The organism is Hymenobacter sp. DG01 (genome assembly GCF_006352025.1).
Lineage (GTDB): Bacteria > Bacteroidota > Bacteroidia > Cytophagales > Hymenobacteraceae > Hymenobacter.
Genome location: NZ_CP040936.1, coordinates 620,061 through 636,491 on the forward strand (window position 1 = coordinate 620,061; position 16,431 = coordinate 636,491).

Annotated in this window: 14 protein-coding genes; 5 read left to right on the forward strand and 9 right to left on the reverse strand. The window is 60.0% G+C overall.

The genetic code is table 11. The features are described 5' to 3' along the window. Positions 1 to 63: 63 nt before the first annotated feature. Complete coding sequence (locus FGZ14_RS02610; RefSeq protein ID WP_139920918.1) at positions 64 to 2,535, reverse strand: T9SS type A sorting domain-containing protein; 2,472 nt, start codon at positions 2,533 to 2,535, stop codon at positions 64 to 66. A gap of 613 nt (positions 2,536 to 3,148) precedes the next feature. On the opposite strand from FGZ14_RS02610, the gene FGZ14_RS02615 reads away from it, so the two are divergent. Both FGZ14_RS02615 and FGZ14_RS02620 read left to right on the forward strand, forming a co-directional pair. Next, positions 3,149 to 4,156 carry an SDR family oxidoreductase gene (locus tag FGZ14_RS02615; protein WP_139920920.1) on the forward strand — a complete coding sequence of 336 codons (1,008 nt, stop codon included), beginning with the start codon at positions 3,149 to 3,151 and terminating at the stop codon, positions 4,154 to 4,156. A gap of 209 nt (positions 4,157 to 4,365) precedes the next feature. Then, positions 4,366 to 5,952, forward strand: a complete 1,587-nt coding sequence (locus FGZ14_RS02620) for an ATP-binding protein (RefSeq protein ID WP_139920922.1) — start codon at positions 4,366 to 4,368, stop codon at positions 5,950 to 5,952. Positions 5,953 to 6,082: 130 nt separating this feature from the next. Here the strand turns inward: FGZ14_RS02620 and FGZ14_RS02625 are convergent, their stop codons facing one another. Both FGZ14_RS02625 and FGZ14_RS02630 read right to left on the reverse strand, forming a co-directional pair. Continuing rightward, the gene (locus FGZ14_RS02625) at positions 6,083 to 7,009 is read right to left on the reverse strand and encodes an SDR family oxidoreductase (RefSeq protein WP_139920924.1); all 927 of its coding nucleotides are present in this window, start codon (positions 7,007 to 7,009) and stop codon (positions 6,083 to 6,085) included. A gap of 386 nt (positions 7,010 to 7,395) precedes the next feature. Next, positions 7,396 to 8,325: an AraC family transcriptional regulator gene (locus FGZ14_RS02630; protein WP_139920926.1), complete on the reverse strand. Its 930-nt coding sequence runs from the start codon at positions 8,323 to 8,325 to the stop codon at positions 7,396 to 7,398. A 171-nt stretch (positions 8,326 to 8,496) separates the two neighbouring features. Here FGZ14_RS02630 and FGZ14_RS02635 point away from each other — a divergent pair, with 171 nt between their 5' ends. The 3 genes from FGZ14_RS02635 to FGZ14_RS02645 all read left to right on the forward strand — a co-directional run bounded on the left by FGZ14_RS02635 (position 8,497) and on the right by FGZ14_RS02645 (position 10,128). Continuing rightward, complete coding sequence (locus tag FGZ14_RS02635; RefSeq protein ID WP_139920928.1) at positions 8,497 to 8,916, forward strand: DUF3060 domain-containing protein; 420 nt, start codon at positions 8,497 to 8,499, stop codon at positions 8,914 to 8,916. Positions 8,917 to 9,033: 117 nt separating this feature from the next. Continuing rightward, positions 9,034 to 9,339, forward strand: a complete 306-nt coding sequence (locus FGZ14_RS02640) for an antibiotic biosynthesis monooxygenase (RefSeq protein WP_139920930.1) — start codon at positions 9,034 to 9,036, stop codon at positions 9,337 to 9,339. 366 nt (positions 9,340 to 9,705) lie between these two features. Further along, positions 9,706 to 10,128, forward strand: a complete 423-nt coding sequence (locus FGZ14_RS02645; protein ID WP_139920932.1) for a VOC family protein — start codon at positions 9,706 to 9,708, stop codon at positions 10,126 to 10,128. A 200-nt stretch (positions 10,129 to 10,328) separates the two neighbouring features. Here the strand turns inward: FGZ14_RS02645 and FGZ14_RS02650 are convergent, their stop codons facing one another. From FGZ14_RS02650 to FGZ14_RS02675, 6 genes are all read right to left on the reverse strand, one after another. Further along, entirely contained in the window at positions 10,329 to 11,552 is a 1,224-nt protein-coding gene (locus FGZ14_RS02650; RefSeq protein ID WP_139920934.1) for a 5-(carboxyamino)imidazole ribonucleotide synthase, read from the reverse strand. 23 nt (positions 11,553 to 11,575) lie between these two features. Continuing rightward, the gene (purE, locus tag FGZ14_RS02655; RefSeq protein ID WP_139920937.1) at positions 11,576 to 12,091 is read right to left on the reverse strand and encodes a 5-(carboxyamino)imidazole ribonucleotide mutase; all 516 of its coding nucleotides are present in this window, start codon (positions 12,089 to 12,091) and stop codon (positions 11,576 to 11,578) included. A 42-nt stretch (positions 12,092 to 12,133) separates the two neighbouring features. Continuing rightward, complete coding sequence (locus tag FGZ14_RS02660) at positions 12,134 to 12,547, reverse strand: Imm50 family immunity protein (RefSeq protein WP_139920939.1); 414 nt, start codon at positions 12,545 to 12,547, stop codon at positions 12,134 to 12,136. A 71-nt stretch (positions 12,548 to 12,618) separates the two neighbouring features. Further along, entirely contained in the window at positions 12,619 to 13,896 is a 1,278-nt protein-coding gene (locus FGZ14_RS02665; RefSeq protein ID WP_139920941.1) for a dihydroorotase, read from the reverse strand. Positions 13,897 to 13,978: 82 nt separating this feature from the next. Next, complete coding sequence (locus FGZ14_RS02670; RefSeq protein WP_139920943.1) at positions 13,979 to 14,959, reverse strand: aspartate carbamoyltransferase catalytic subunit; 981 nt, start codon at positions 14,957 to 14,959, stop codon at positions 13,979 to 13,981. Positions 14,960 to 15,768: 809 nt separating this feature from the next. Continuing rightward, positions 15,769 to 16,305 (reverse strand): pyridoxamine 5'-phosphate oxidase family protein, encoded by a 537-nt coding sequence (locus FGZ14_RS02675; RefSeq protein ID WP_139920946.1) that lies wholly within the window; start codon positions 16,303 to 16,305, stop codon positions 15,769 to 15,771. Positions 16,306 to 16,431: the final 126 nt, after the last annotated feature.

Consider the following 16,431-nt stretch of genomic DNA (forward strand, 5'->3'; position numbering starts at 1 on the left):
CCGTTGCCATAGGTAAGTACGAAAGCAAGTAACGGGCTGACTTAGCCCAGGAAAGCTGGGGCGTTACTGAATCACGATGCGCTGGGTGCTGGTTTTGTCGCCGGTGAAGCGCATCAGGTACACGCCGGGCTTCAGCTTGTCGCTGTGGATGTTGAGCAGGGTTTGCTTGCCCACGCTCACCTGCGAAAGTACCCGGCCCATCAGGTCCACTACTTCAATGCTTTTTACGTGCAGTGGGTTGGTGCCCAGCTTCACGGTGAGCTTATCGTGGGCCGGATTGGGGAACACATCAATGCCGATGCCGGCCAGGCTGCTGGCGTTTGAGCTAACGGTGCAGTTCATAGCCGTTCCGCCCAGGCCGCTGATAGAAGCCATGGAGGTAGCCAGCACCATCTTATCCAGCTGGGCCCCACCACCGGTGTTGTAGGCAATAGTCAGAGTGTGGGGGCCTGCGGGCAGTACCATGTCTCTGAGCTTGGTCCAGCCCCAGCCGCCGCCGGCATTCACCTCTTTCACGCTCACGTCATCAATGTAATACGTGTTGGCTACCTGGCCCATGTCGAACAGGAAGGTGGTAGAAGCTATGGAAGCCGTGATGGTCCAGGAAACCTGCTTCCACTCCGTGTCAATGGTCTGATCGGCCTGGTACTGGGCGCCCGAAGGACCCGTGGACAGGCGGATGGAGCCCCCGGCCGCGGCCGCTTTTACCCAGTAGGAAATGGTGTACTGCTTGCCTACGGTAGTAGGGAAGGCGGCGCTGGTTACTTGCACTCGCCACTGGTTGCCGGGCTGGGCGGTGGGGTTCACCACTTTCATAGAGCCGGTGCCGCTGTGAGCCTCCGTGGCTACGGTATTGGCCGTGATGGTCGCGCCCGTCGTGTTCAGGGTCGTCCAGCCGGTCAGGCCGTTCTCGAAACCGCCGTTGGATACCAGCTGGCTGCCTACCGACTGGAAGGCCTCATTATCCACTTTGAGCCAGTAGCCATACTCCTCGCCGGCCGGCACGTTCTGGCGCGCCACCAGATTGTAGGTAGCCGCGCTGTCGATCAAGAAGGGTATGGTCAGGTAGGAAATGGCGCCAGTAGGGGCAGTGGTGGGGCTGGTCAGGCCGTTTTTCACCCGCACGTACTTGCCACCCGAAGCGTCAGCATTCGACACCACCTCCCAGTTGGAGCCCACGGCGGCGCATTCGGCTTCCATCCAGAGGCGCTTTCCCAAGGGCTCAGCCGGCAGCACGGCGTTGTTGGTACCCCACCACTTATACCAGCGCTGGTAATCCAGGGCGGGGTAGGGGTGGGTGGTGATGTTGGTGTTTACGCTGGTGTTACCCAGCAGGAATTTGTCCACGAAGGCCTCGATGGCCGGGCGCTGGGTGGTAGGAATGGCGCAGTGGTTGTGGCCGCCGTCGATGTAGAAGCCGAACCGGTCGCCGATGCCGAAGGTCTTCCACACCTCGTGCGCGGCCCTGGCCGATACGTAAGCCGCCGGGTTAGCCAGCCACTCAAAATCGGTGTTGCCGGTTACCAGCAGCGCGCGGGGCGCAATCATGGCCATCAGCTCGTGGTGGTCGTGGGGCAGCTTGTTTACGTTGGTGTTCTCAAACCGCTTCATGTCGTCCTTAAACCAGCGGTAATCGGTAGCACCCAGCTTTTCTACGGCGCCCAGCGTTTCGGAAACGCGCCAGGCCGGCGCCCCGCCCCCGCCCGACTCCTGGGCGATGGTAAGAGCAATCCGCTCATCAAGCGCCCCGGAGAACAGGGCCATTTTGCCGGCGTAGGAGCAGCCCGTTACGCCAATGTGCTTCAGGTCAACGGGCAGCTGAGACTGCACCAGCTCCAGGCCGTCTATGATGCGGCTCACGCCCCAGGCCCAGGCGCTGTACTGGCCCGAGTTGTCGAGGTTCTGCTCGGGGTAGAGCTTATAGTAAGGGTCCGTTATCAGGGGGTTGCCGTAGGTAGTTACCTGATTGTGGCTGAAGGTGATACGGGCCACGTTGCGACTGGTAAAAATATCGGCCGGCAGGCTGCCGTTGGCGCTGTTCATCCCAATAACGGCCGGGAACGGACCGGTGCCCGTAGGCAGGGCTATCTGCGAGGTCAGGACCAGGGTTTGCCCGTTTACCGTCACGTTCACGGTGAGCACGCCCGTGCCGGCGGTGGTACCGGCGGCGTAGCTGGCTGTAATGGTTTCGGGCTTGGCCGGCTTGCGGCCTATCTCATAGTTCTCAATTTCGGCCTTGATTTCGTTGCGGCGGCACTCCCAGTCCGTAAAGCTAGTGGAGCGGCCCCGGCCATCTGACCACATAAACGGGTCGGGGAGGGGGGCAATGGCCGGCAGTTGGTCGAAGCTGGGCAGGGGCGGCGCGGTGCAGGTAGTGCCGGTGTTTTCGGAGGAATACACCAGTGGAATCTGCTGGCCGAAGGAGCTCAGGCCCAGAACGCTCAGCAGCAGGGTAGCAACGGCTGTTTTTGCTATTCGGGCCGGGGCGGCTTGTCTTGTAGAGGTGTTACCAGAAGAGGAAATCATTGTTTTCATGTGGTGGGAGTTTGGATTGGGAAGGGGGGTAGGTCAGGAGCTTGTTTTCATTGGCAGCGGTTAGAGGAAAAGAAGGACAGAAGAAGCATGGAGTAGCAGCCTGCGCCAACAGCGGCGCATCAATTCAGAAAGCAATAAGGCATAAGTACTTCGCCGGAAAATGCAAATACTTAGGTTCGGGCGGCCGGCTATGTACCAGCGTCTGCAACCAGCTATAGAAGCCGCCAGAGCTTATTTGCCTCGGAAGATAGTAGGCTTGCCAAGTGGTAGCAGCCCCTCACACGGCCCCAGGGAAAATGAAAAGACCGAAATCGTTACCGGAAACGTTTGTATATAAAAAGAGGATAAAATATTGTTATGCTGCCATGAGTAATGACTTGCTCACCCTGCATAAAACCGGGCCGCGAGCCACTGGCACCAGCAAGGCCTCCTCTCGGTGGTAGGAGGTAGGCGTACTGGCGGGAGGTAGCCTTTCCTGCGCTGCCCAGCGCTTTGTAGCGTGTACTTGCTGCAACCCAGCGGCCCCGGAAGAGGCCGCAACGGGTAAGCCCAACGGTGCCCTACCTGCCGGCCACGGGGCAACCTATCTAAAAAAGCACCGTTGCAAGTGGGTATGAAAGAAGAAAACAAACTCAGCCGACGTCAGATAATCAGTGGCTTAGGTGCCAGCCTGGCCGTTGCCACCGTAGCACCCATTTTATCCGTGGAAGGAGCCACCAGCTCCGCCAACCTAGCCCCCGAACCCTTGAAAGACCCGACCACCGCCTACCCCCGTCCCCCTTTCAAAAGCCAGACCCAGCCCTGGCCCGGCCTGGCCGGCAAAATGGAGCCCGTGCCCGACCACGGCGAAAAAACCTATAAAGGCTCGGGCCGCCTGAAGGGCCGGAAAGCCCTGATTACGGGCGGCGACTCCGGCATGGGCCGCGCCGCCGCCATAGCCTACGCCCGCGAAGGCGCCGACGTAGCCATAAACTATCTGCCCGCCGAAGAAGCCGACGCCAAAGAGGTAATTGCCCTGATTAAGGCCGCCGGCCAGAAAGGCGTGGCTATTCCCGGCGACCTGCGCGACGAAGCCTTCTGCAAGAAGCTGGTGGAGGAAGCCGTGCGCCAACTAGGCGGCCTCGATATTGTGGTCAGCAACGCCGCGCGCCAGCAGCAGCGCCAGTCCATCATGGACCTGACCACCGAGGACTTCGACGCGACGATGAAAACCAACATCTACGCCCCGTTCTGGATTATTAAGGCGGCGCTGCCCCACCTCAAGCCCGGCTCGGCCATCATCGGGACTACCTCCGAGCAGGCCACCGACCCCTCCGAGGACCTCTATGACTACGCTCAGACCAAGGCCGCAACCACCAACTACGTCCGCTCCCTGGCCAAGCAGCTGGCCCCGAAGGGTATCCGGGTGAACGGTGTGGCCCCCGGCCCCATCTGGACGCCCCTGCAGGTAAGCGGCGGCGCTACCCAGGAAAAGCTTCAGAAGTTCGGCGGCGATACGCCCATGAAGCGGCCGGGGCAGCCCGTGGAGCTGGCCTCCATTTACGTGCAGCTCGCCGACCCGCAGGCCAGCTACGCTACCGGGCAGGTGTATGGGGCCGCCGGCGGCAAAGGCATGCCGTAGCACTCGGAGTTGTTCTGTCAGAATAGAAAATGCCTCGATGGTCATCGGGGCATTTTCTGTTTTTGGGGTAATCAAATAGAGCATATTTCCCTCAGCGCTGACGCCCGTCGGCAAGCCGGAAAGGCTCACTGCGAGGGGAGGGAGCCTGGCGCGCAAACCCATTCACTTTCCGGCTGCGTTAAATATCTTTTGCAGCCCCTTCCGCTTATATGGACCCAAACGCGTCTCTAGCTCAGCAACTGCAGGCCCTGGAAACGGTGCCCGATTCCTACCTGATTCTGTCGCCGGAGCTGATTATTCTTACGGCCAGCAACGCTTATCTGGCCAATACGCTTACGCGGCGCGAGCAACTGGTAGGCCAGTATATCTTTGATGCTTTTCCCGATAATCCGGCGGCATCCCAGGCCAATGCCGTGCGCAACCTGCGCGCTTCCCTGGCGCGGGTAGTGGCTACAGGCAAGCCTCAGCATATGCTGCTGCAACACTACGACGTCCCGGACCCGGAACAGCCCGGTCGGTTTGTGGAGCGCCACTGGCAAGTGCTGAATACACCCGTTTTTGATCGGGAAAGTACCCTGCAGTACATCATTCACAGCACCATAAACGTCACGGAAGCCGATCTCACGCGCCGGGCCCTGCGCCGGAGCCAGCACCGGGAGCACGATGCCCTGGCCGAAGCCGAACGGGATAGGCAGCGCCTGAGCCACCTGGTTATGCGGGCCCCGGCCGCCATCTGCATTCTGCAGGGCCCCGACATGGTGTATGAGCTGGTGAACCCCGAATATCAGGCCCTGTTTCCAGACCGCTTCCAGCAGGGCCGGCCCCTGCTGGAAGCGGTGCCCGAGTTTCGGGATACGTTTTTGTGGGAGCAGCTGCAGAACGTGTTCCGAACCGGACGTACCTACCAGGCGCACGATACGCGCATACCGCTGGTGCGCCTGGCTCAGGCCGATCCGGAAGAAGCTTACTTCAACTACACAATGCAGGCCCGCTACGATGAGCATCAGCAGATAGATGCCGTGTATGTGTTTGCCTTTGAGGTAACGGAGCAGGTGCGGGGCCGACGGCAGGTGCAGGCTCTCAACCACGAGCTGGACCAGGCCAACCGGCAGCTCACCCGCGTTAATGCCGACCTCGACAGTTTCGTGTACATGGCTGCCCACGACCTGAAGGGGCCCATCAATAACCTGGAAGGGCTGGTGCAGGCCCTGCACGGCGCCCTCCCCGCCCCGAAGCCTGCCGATGTGGATGCTTTGCTGGGCATGATGCAGGAAGCGGTGGGTCGTTTCCAACGGACCCTGGTGCAGCTCAGCGACGTGCTGCAGCTGCACCAGGCCTACGAACCCACCGCTCCGCCCGCCGATCTGGCGGCCATAGTCGATGACCTGCGCCAGGACCTGCTGCCTGCTCTGCAGCAAACCGGTGGGGTGTTGGAGGTGGATGCCGACGCCTGCCCTTTGGTGAGCATGCCGGCCAAAAGCCTGCGCTCCTTGCTGTATAATCTGCTCAGTAACGCCATTAAGTACCGCCACCCCGACCGACCACCCCACGTGCGCCTGAACTGCCGCACCCAGGATGGATTTTGGCATCTCACTGTGCAAGACAATGGCCTAGGCCTCGATACCATTCAGCAGGCTTCCTTATTTGCCTTGTTTCGCCGCTTTCACAACCATGTAGAGGGCTCTGGGCTAGGCCTCTACACCGTCAAGAAGATAGTGGAAAACCTGGGTGGCCGAGTGGAGGTGAAAAGCGAGCTGGGGGTAGGCTCCACGTTCTCAGTGTACGTCCCGAGCTGAGGGCGGCAAGCCAGGGGAGCAGAGTGGCGGTGTCTCACAAACCTGAATTATGCGAATTATAGATTTATAGACCCGTCGTGTTTCATACAGCTTCTATATATCGGAGCACGAGGGGCCTATGGTCAATAACTTACTCCTTACTGGGGTATGCAGGCGATACAGTCTGGTCAGTGAAGTAGTGCCCCTGCTCCAGGTCGGCCAGCAGGCCAGTGTGGCCGGGTCGCCAGCCCAGGCGCTGCTGGGTAAGGGAGCTGGAAGCCGCAATGTCAAGGCCCGCGAAGCCTGCCATCCAGCCGAAATGCGCGGGGGCTTCTTGCACTGTTTTGCTGACCACCGGCACGTTCAGATGGCGGCCAATAACTTCGGCAATGGTGCGCAACGGAATGCCTTCATCGGCTACGCCGTGGTAGCGGGCCCCGGCCGTGCCGTGCTCCAGGGCCAGCCGGTAGAGGCGGGCCGCGTCGAGGCGGTGTACGCTGGGCCAGCGGTTGCTGCCGTCGCCAATGTAGGCCGCTACCCCTTTCTCGCGCGCCAGGGTGATAAGGGTTGGCACGAAGCCGTGGTCGTTCTGGTCGTGCACGGAAGCGGCCAGCCGTATCACCATGGCCCTCACGCCCTGGGGCACAAGGGCTAGCGCCGCATCTTCGGAGTGGCGCATGGCGGGCAGGCTGGGGTCACGGGTATCGTCCTCGGTCAGCAGCTCGCCTGCTCGCGTGAGGCCGGCAACGCCCGACGTAGCAATAAACGGCCGGTTCGAGCCGGCCAGAACAGCGCCCATAGCCTCAATAGCGCGGCGGTCGGCTTCGGCGGCGGCAGCGTACTGCGTGAAGTCGTGAATAAACGCGCAGTGAATAACCCCATCGACGGCCGCCACGCCCCGTTGCAGACTGTCGAGGTCATTGAGGGAGCCGCGGTGTGCTTCTGCCCCGACGGCAGTCAGCGCCTGGGCGGATTCAGCAGAGCGGGCCAGCCCGAGCACCTGGTGGCCAGCCCCAAGTAGTTCCTGAACAACGGCCGAGCCCACAAAGCCCGTAGCGCCGGTAATAAAAATTCGCATGTGTGTGGTCCTTTAGTGAAGCGGTGATTTACTCCACAAAGGTGGCCTAGATGGGGTACTGGCAGTTTGCGTTGCTCAAACCATCTACTGAAGAATTCAAATAAACATGCATAGAATGTCATGCCGAGCCCGCTGAGACAGCTCGCGTGCTGCCGTTGCCAACGTAAACTAGCCCAACTAGCACGTCATCCTGAGCTTGCGAAGGATCTTTTCACGTCAGCACGAGTCGCTATGCCAGTTGTTCACGCGTGGGAAGAGTGTTCGTTGCACTCAGGATGACGTGCGATAGTAGTATTCTAGGCCAGTTTGATTACTGGCACACCGTCAGCACGCGAGCTGTCTCAGCAAGCTCGACATGACGTTCTGTTTTCGCCAGTACGTTCAATCTACCCCCGAAACGCTCCCGGAACCAAGCCGGTCTGGCGCTTGAAGAAGTTGCAGAAGTGGGCTACATCCGCGAAGCCCAGGGCGTCGGCAATTTCGGAAACGGTCCAGGTGGTTTGTTTCAGCAGCATCTTGGCTTCCTGGGCTACGCGGCGACTGATAAGGGTGGTGGTGGTGTGGCCTGTAGTTTCCTTTAGTACCCTGTTGAGGTGGTTGACATGCACGGACAGGACATCGGCGTAGTCTTTGGCCGTGCGCAGGTTTTGCTGCTGCTGGGGGGTAGCCAGGGGAAATTGCCGCTCCAGCAGGTCGGTGAACTGCGCTGCTACCCGTGCTGAGGCGTTGTGAGCGGGGACCTGAGCGGGCACAGGCTGCAGCTTCTGGCCGACATGAATCAGCTCCAGCAGGTAGGCGCGCAGCAGGTCGTATTTATAGGCGTAGCCGGAGGCCATTTCCTGCTCCATCTTCTGGAAAATCGCTTCCAGACTAGCATACTCGGCGCTGCTGAGAGGCACTACGGGGCAGCCGCCCAACTGAAAAACCGGCAGCTCCTCCAGGGCCACGCTACCCCTGGCCGGGAGCAGAAACTCCTCCGTGAAGATGCAGAAGTAGCCGCGCTGATCTGGGTCGTGGGGGAGCCAGCGGTAGGGCACCCGCGAGGTCACAAACCACAAGGCGTGCGCGGCTACCTCCACGCTCTGGTCGGCGTACTCGATGCGGCTGCGGCCCTGAATCAGGCTGATTTTGTAGAATGAGCGCCGGTCGAAGGTCATCGGGGGGCGCTCGTGGCGGCGGTTCATCAGCACGGCCACGTTAAACACGTTGAAATGCCCGATTTCCCGCTGCTGCTCCAGTGGAGATAGTGCGCCGGGTTCCGGGCTGTCTTCCGCTTGGAGCTTGGTGTAAAATGCTTCGAGGGAGTTCGGGTTCATAACCAAATAGCCGTTGTATAAATCAAAGGTAATCGATTCGCCGTGGCCTGGCCGTGGTAGTGGGCCACCGTTTCGGTAGTTGTGTTTTCAGGCATGTTGAGAAGCTAGCCGGACATATGCTGCCTGCTCACTACCTTGGGGTAGAATTTTATCTTACTTATCCATTGGAGTATGCGTAGCAAAAGCATTGTGATTCTATTACTAGTTGTGGCGACTGGCCTAGGAGCCTGTTCACAGGCCGACACCCAACAGAATGAACCCAAAGCCGAGGATGTTTCGCTCGTTACTCCTGCAGCAACAGCGGCTACTGCTACCCCTAAAACCGCCGAAGATGTTGTCATCAACGGCAGCAACACAGTGCAAACGCAGGCCTTGCGGGGTCAGAACATTGAGGTAACCGGCGACGGAAATACTGCCACGTTCACGGGCCACAGCCAGGAGTTCAGTATTACCGGCAGCGACAATGTGGTGGTGCTGGAAAACGTGAAAGCCATTGACGTAACCGGCGACAACAACACCGTAACCTGGCGCGGCAGCATGCCCACTATTACCAACCTGGGGCAGCATAACGTAATCGAGCGGGCCAAATAAGTGAGGCGCGTTGTGGCCGGGGTTAGAACTGACCTAGCATAAAGTAGGGGTGATACTTCACTTGCTTTCTGCGTAAGCAGCTTTGCTGGAACTGCATTTCATTCCTACCCCTGCGCTATGCTTATAACCCGCATCTGGCATGGCATCACGGCTGCGCACCACGCTGATACCTATTTACAGTACCTGCAGCAGTCGGGTATTGCTGACTATAAGAACACGCCCGGCAACCTAGGCGTGCAGGTGTTGCGGCGAGTAGAGACGGAGGTCTGCCACTTCTGGACGGTCACGCGCTGGGACAGTTACGAGAGCATCAAACGCTTCGCCGGCGAGCAGTACGAGCAGGCTCGCTACTACCCCGAGGATGCGCAGTATCTATTAGAGTTCGAGCCCACCGTGCTGCACTGCGAGACCTTTGAGTTCTAGGCTACAACTGCAACGCCCAATGGCCTTCCTACATCGAGCATCTGCCGAGGCGCACCGAGATGGCCTAGTGAAGGAGAACAACCCAAACCAGAACGTCATGTCGAGCGCAGTCGAGACATCTCGCGTGCTGAGGTTGTGGTGGTAATCAAATAGGCTTAGAACAACACAACATCCCCAAGCGGAGGACCAGGCCCCGTCGAACAACTGGCCTAGCGCCCCATGCTGAGAAGAGAAACTCTCTCGCGTGAGCGCGAAACGACGGGTTTTATGATAGTTTGCTGCTACAATGTCAGGCACTCGGGATGCTTTGGGCAACTCTATCTGACGGGCTTCTCCACGCGCATCTCAGACAGAAAAAATAGCCATATGGAAGACCACAACAATGAAACGGCCCCTGCCTTCGCGGGCGCCCTACCCCCTAAAGTGACGGGAATCGGTGGGATTTTCTTTGTGTCCGATAACCCCCAGGCCACTCGGGAGTGGTACGCTAACCACCTGGGGCTGGAAACTAACGACTGGGGCGCGAGCTTTACCTCCCGGAGTGCGGACAACCCCGATGAGGTGACATCTCTGCAGTGGAGCCCCTTTCCCAAAGGCAGCGACTATTTCGCGCCTTCTGCCAAGGAGTTTATGATCAACTACCGGGTGCAGAATATTGAAGGCCTGGTAAGCCAGCTCGCCGCCAGCGGCGTAACCATCCTGGACAGCATTACGAGCTACGACTACGGCAAATTCGTGCACATCCTGGACGCCGATGGCAACAAGCTTGAGCTGTGGGAACCCGCTTAACCCCGCAGCCCCGCCAACTGGCAGGAGGGGCTGCGGGACCTAGAACCCGGTGAACTTTCGGTGGCGGCGCTAACACCGGCCCTGGTCAAATACCGGTCTGCCTGCGTTAGTTGCAAGTAATAGCGCAAGCCAGATTCGCTGTGGATGGTGGGCACCTACTGAACGGCACCGTTCGCTTGGTCAGGATCCAGCGTAGGCACCTAAATAGCCTCCAGCCCCGGCAAGCCGAGCACCTCGACGGCGCGGCGCGCCACTGTTTTAACGCCGGCGACATCCGGGCCGGTGATGGTTAGGTGGCCCATTTTGCGACCCCGGCGCGCTTCGGTTTTGCCGTAGAGGTGCAGGTGTGTGCCCGGCAGGCTCAGCACGGCCTGCCAATCCGGCTCCCGTTGCTGACCGGTGGCGTCAAACCACACATCACCCAGCAGGTTGAGCATAATGGCCGGGGAATGCTGGCGCGGCTGCGGCAGGGGCAGGCCCGCCATGGCATGTACCTGCAGGTCAAACTGCGAGGCGTTGCAGGCATCGAGGGTGTAGTGGCCGCTGTTGTGCGGGCGCGGAGCCATTTCGTTGACGACCAGGCCACCGTGCGCGCTGCCATCGTCCACCACAAAAAACTCGACACACAGCACCCCGACATAGCCCAGATGTTGCGCAATAGCCACGGCCGCGTCGCGGGCACTGGTGGCCAGGGCGGGCGGCATATTGCCTTCGTAGGCGTGGGTCACGGCCAGAATGCCAGCTACGTGCACGTTGCGCTGCGGAGCAAAGCTGACCACTTGCCCGTCCCAGCCGCGCGCCACCAGCACTGAGCACTCGGCGGTGAGCGGCAGCATCTTTTCCAACACGCAGGCCACGCCACCCAGCTCCGCCCAGGCGGCAGCCAGCTCAGTGGCAGTCTTAACGCGGATCTGGCCCTTACCGTCGTAGCCCATGCGGGCGGTTTTCAGGATGCCGGGCAGCAAATCCGCCCGCTCGTTCTGGACGGCCTGCAGCTGGGCTGGGGTTTCAATTACGGCGTAGGGCGCGCAGGTTACCCCCGAGATGTCGGCGCAGGCTGTGAAGTGCGCTTTTTCCTCGATGCGGTCTTGAGCAATGCCCACCACGGCCGCTCCGGGCGCTACGGGGCGGGTTTGCGCCAGCGTTTGCAGGGCCTGGGCGGGCACATTTTCAAACTCGGTAGTGATGGCCTGGCACAAATCGGCGAGTTGCGCTAGGCCGGCCGGGTCGTTGTAGTTGGTCTGGATGTGGTGGTGACTCACCAGCCCGGCTGGGCTTTGCGCGTCAGGGTCCAGCACGGCCGTAAAGTACCCCAGGCGCTGGGCGGCATGCACAAACATCCGGCCCAGTTGGCCGCCCCCCATTACCCCCAGCGTAGCCCGGCGGCCGGCGGCGTCCTGGCTGCCCGGAAAAATTGGGGTCATCGTCCTGGCGTTGCTATCTACGCTCATACCGGCAACGTCATGGCGCGAGCGGCCTCTGTTTGTTCGGCGCGAAACGCCTGCAGCTTGGTCGCCAGGTCCGGGTTGTGCAGGGCCAATTGGCTGATGGCGAACAGCGCGGCATTGGCCGCGCCGGCATCACCGATAGCAAAAGTGGCTACCGGCACCCCTTTGGGCATTTGCACGATGCTGTGCAGCGAATCTACCCCCTGCAAATGGCGACTGGCCACCGGCACCCCCAGTACGGGCACGGTGGTTTTGGCCGCCAGCATGCCCGGCAGGTGAGCGGCGCCCCCTGCGCCGGCAATAATAGCCTGCAGGCCCCTCGGGCCGGCCTGTTCGGCGTAGGCAAACAGGTCGTCGGGCATGCGGTGGGCCGACACCACGCGCGCCTCGTGGGCCACGCCAAAGTGCGTGAGAATCTGCACGGCGTGCTGCATGGTGTTCCAGTCGCTGCTGGAGCCCATAACCACGCCGATTAGGGGTACGTCTGGGGTATTGGGGGAGGAAGGAGTAGTCATTGAATTTATTTGGTCGTCATGCTGAGCGAAGTCGAAGCATCTCTACCGCTTCGTTGGGGTCAAGCTCAGTACGTAGGCTTCTTCAGCAACAACGACTGCGTCGAGGCCAACTGAAGAATTAATCGTGCATTTGATGCTACTTTTTTCTTCTTCAAGTATCAGCTCAAAAATGACGTTTTGGTGGCTGAAATAGTCGAACTCCATTTCTTTGATGCCGATAAACTGAAGTTCTATTTTACAGTGCTTGGTAAGCTTGTAATAGCCCTTTTCATCAATCTCGCTTGTTATTTCGAAAGCATCTATGAGGAAAGTAACCGAAGAACGTCCGGTTGAGTGAGCCTCGAAAGTTGCCTTGGTAATTTCGGCGTCGTGAAATTCTGGCCAGTACCCAAAATGTTGAAGAACAATTTCGGAATTGACGATTCGATTTAAGTTAACGCTTTCTGTTTCGGACATAGTATCAAGCTAGTTGCAAGAGCTCTAACGAAGCGGTAGAGATGCTTCGACAAGCTCAGCATGACGGGCTTCTAGCGCTCCAGCAGGACTTCCGTGCCCAACACCACTAGGTCCACACTACCTTTCAGGGTTTGGTCGATGAAGGGGGTGTTTTGGGACTTCGATTTCATGAAATCCCGCGTAAAGGTCGTTTCTGCTTCGGTATCGAACAAAATGCAGTTAGCTTCTTGCCCGACTTCGATGGTGGGCACCGGCAGGTCCATCAAGCGGCGGGGCTCCGCTGAGTAGCGCTTCACCACCAAATCCCACCCAAATTTGCCGGGCTCCACGAAGAAGTGATACAGCGACACCAGGGCCGTATCCAGGCCGGTGATGCCATTGGGGGCGCTGATGAAATCCTGGGCTTTCTCGAAGGGCGTGTGCGGGGCGTGGTCGGTGGCAATGAGGTCGAATACGCCTTCCTTGAGGCCTTCGAGCAGAGCGTCACAATCGGCCTGGGTGCGCAGGGGCGGGTTCATTTTGTAGTTCGTGTCGTAGTCGCCGATGTGCTCGTCGGTGAACAGCAGGTGGTGAGGGGCCACTTCGGCCGTCACTTTTACATCGCCCCTGGACTTCCACCAGCGGATGGTTTCCATGCCCTCCTTGCTGGAAACGTGCTGGATGTGGACGTGCGCGCCCGCCGCCCGGGCCAGCCGAATGTCGCGGTCAATGATGATTTCCTCGGCGCAGGCCGGTGAGCCTTTGATGCCGAGCCGGTAGCTCATCACGCCTTCGTTGAGGGCGCGCGGCCCGGCCAGCTCCGGCACCTCGCAGTGGCTGGCGAAAAACATCCCGAACTCGGTGGCGTACTGCATGGCCCGCAGCAGCACGGCCGGGTCGCTGGTGGTGTCGCCGTCGTCGGTGAGCATTTTCACGCCCAGTTCACGCATACCCTCAATTTCGGCCAGCTCCTTGCCCTCGCGGTTTTTGGTGACGCAGCCGGAAGTATAGACCGGAATGCGAGCCCGGTCGCGGGCGTTTTCCAGCACCGACGCCACCGCAGAGGCCGAGTCGAGGGCCGGGCGGGTGTTGGGCATCATCACCACGCCGGTAATGCCGCCGTTAATGGCCGCCTCGCTGCCTGTGGTAATGGTTTCCTTGTTCTCGAAGCCGGGGGCGCGGAAATGGACGTGGGCATCAAACATGCCCGGCATCAGAATACGCCTGCGTGCGTCGATGACCCGGGCCCCCTCGGGAGCGGTCAGGCTTTTGCCGATGTCCTGGATTTTTCCTTCGACAATCAGGACATCGCCCTCGAGCAGTGCGGGTGAGTTTTCGGAGGCTATGCGGGCGTTTTGAAGGAGAAGCATGAAGAGGGTAGTGGGTTTGGTAAACCGCTTAGGGGTAGGGAAGAAGTAAGGAAAGAACAGAATCGGGTGGCCTAGTCGGTGCTTAGGGCAGCACCACGGACGCGCTGGCCCGTTGCGGGGCGGCATACGCCTGCTGGCGCGGAAACTCCCCGCCCGGCGTGAGCCAGTCGAGCACGGCCATGCGTACGGAAATGCCGTTTTCGACCTGGTTGGTGATGAGGCTGCGCTCGTAGTCCATCACGGCGTCGCAGAGCTCCACGCCCCGGTTTACGGGGCCGGGGTGCATGATGTAGAGGCCCCGGTCGCGGATTTCGGCCAGCCGGGCCGTAGTGATGCCGTACACGCGGTGGTATTCCCGGACGCTGGGGAAGAACTGCACATCCTGGCGCTCCATCTGCACCCGGAGCAGGTACACCACATCGGGCGCCCAGGCCATGGCCGCCTCGTAGTCGGTGAAGCGGCGGATGCTTTCCGGTACGTACTTGGGTACCAGGGAGCCCGGCCCGAGGTAGGCCACCTCCACGCCCAACTTTTGCAGCAGGGTGCTGGTAGAGCGCGCCACGCGGGAGTGCAGGATATCCCCGATGATGAGGACTTTTTTACCCCGGGGGTCGGGGAATTTCTCCCGGATGGTGAAAGCGTCGAGCAGGGCCTGGGTGGGGTGCTCGTGCGCGCCGTCGCCGGCATTGATGACGGAGGCCGTGGTTTGGCGGGCAATCATGCCGGGCAGGCCGGGGTGGCTATGGCGCACCACGATGTAATCGGTGCGCATGGCCTGGAGTGTTTCAATCGTCTCGCGCACCGACTCGCCTTTGCTGATGGAGGAGTGGGCGACGTCGAAATTCGTGACTTCCGCCGAGAGGCGTTTGGCCGCTACCTCAAAGGAGGAGTGCGTCCGGGTGCTGGCCTCGTAGAACAGCATGAGCACGGACTTGCCCTCGAGCGCCGGGATTTTCTTCACCGAATGGGTGAACAGCTTCTTGAAAGACGTGGATTGGTCGAGCAGAAACTCGATTTCCTCGCGGTGAAGGGATGCAATGTCGAGCAGGTCTTTACGTGCCATACCGGGAATGAGGAAAAGTGAGGAGATCTAGCTAAAACGGACAAGTGGAAGTCGGATCGGGCCCTACCCCGGCCAGTGAAGCCAACTCCCGGCGCGGCCCAAAGCAAAGGCCGCCGCCCCGGTTTGGGGCGGGAGGTTGCCGGTCAGGAGAGGGGTAGGAGAAGCCTGGGCGCGCCGGAGGTTGAGTTGGCGGCAGGGGGTAGCCGACGAACTCAGCGGGCATAAAAAAACCGTTTCGGAATCCGAAACGGCGGCGGGGAAATACCCAGAAAAGAAAACGGAAATAACAGAGGCGAAATCAGGAGAACCAAAGGCGGCGTGGGCCTTCTGGCCCACTCGCGGTTCCTTGCCAAGCAGGGTTCCACGCTTCATCAACAGGTTTTTTGGTTGAAGCATACTGCAAAACTACGGCATTGTTCCGGATCCTGTGAGCATGTCAGGCAAAAAAAACCGTTGGGCCGAACGGACGGGGTAGCACCAAACCAGCAAAGCTCCGGCAGCTGAGGACGCCCGGCAGAGGCGTTCCGGGCCGGTTGTGATGTGGCCTAGCGTGGGCGGATAGTGAAAAAGGAACGTCATGCTGAGCGTAGCCGAAGCATCTCTACCTCTGGCTAACTCAACTGGCCTAGGCCTATGGCAACGAAGCGGTAGAGATGCTTCGACAAGCGGACGCCAGATCAAGCATGACGGATACTTCCACAACATCAGCACGCGAGATTCCTCGACTGCGCTCGGAATGACGTTCTTTTTTCTGTTCATACGCCCTAGGCCACTCTCAGAAGTAGCTGCCTAGCGACCAGCAGACTGGCCTAGATACCCGTGAGCTTACCGTCGAGGCTGCGGGCGTTGCGGTTGTGCCAGTACTGCGCTACCTGCTCGGGGCCGCGCTGTTCCATATAGTCGTTCAGCTCGTTGCGCTCGGCTTGGTACTCGAAGAAGGGCACGGCCATGCCGCAGGAAGTTTGCACCAGGTCCACGTCTACCACCACTATCTGCCGGGAGCCGGGCAGGGGCGGGAATAGCGGCAGCAGCTCGGCCCACTCCGCGCCGCGGGGGTGGTACACGGTGGCGGTGCCGTAGAGGCGCAGGATGTTGGGCTTGCCTTCGAAGGCGCACCACATCAGGGTAATGCGGTTTACTTCCAGCAGGAGGGCGGCGGTTTCGTTGCCGCTGCCGGTTAGGTTCAGCCAGGCCACGCGGTTGGCATCGAGTACGCGCAGGGTATCCTGGCCCTTGGGCGAGATATTGACGCGCCCATCCGCGGCAGCCGTGCCCACGAAGAACACGTGCTGCCGCTCGATAAAGGCCTGGGTGTAAGCGCTGATGGCGGGGTATTGCTTGCCCATGCGGAAGAGGATTTAGCCGGGTGGCAAGGTAGAGCGTGTCCTGTGGTGCTAAACAAGGTTGGCAGGACAAATACGACTGTACCCGCTTAATGAGAATGTTTATAATTATTATTGATATAATTATAA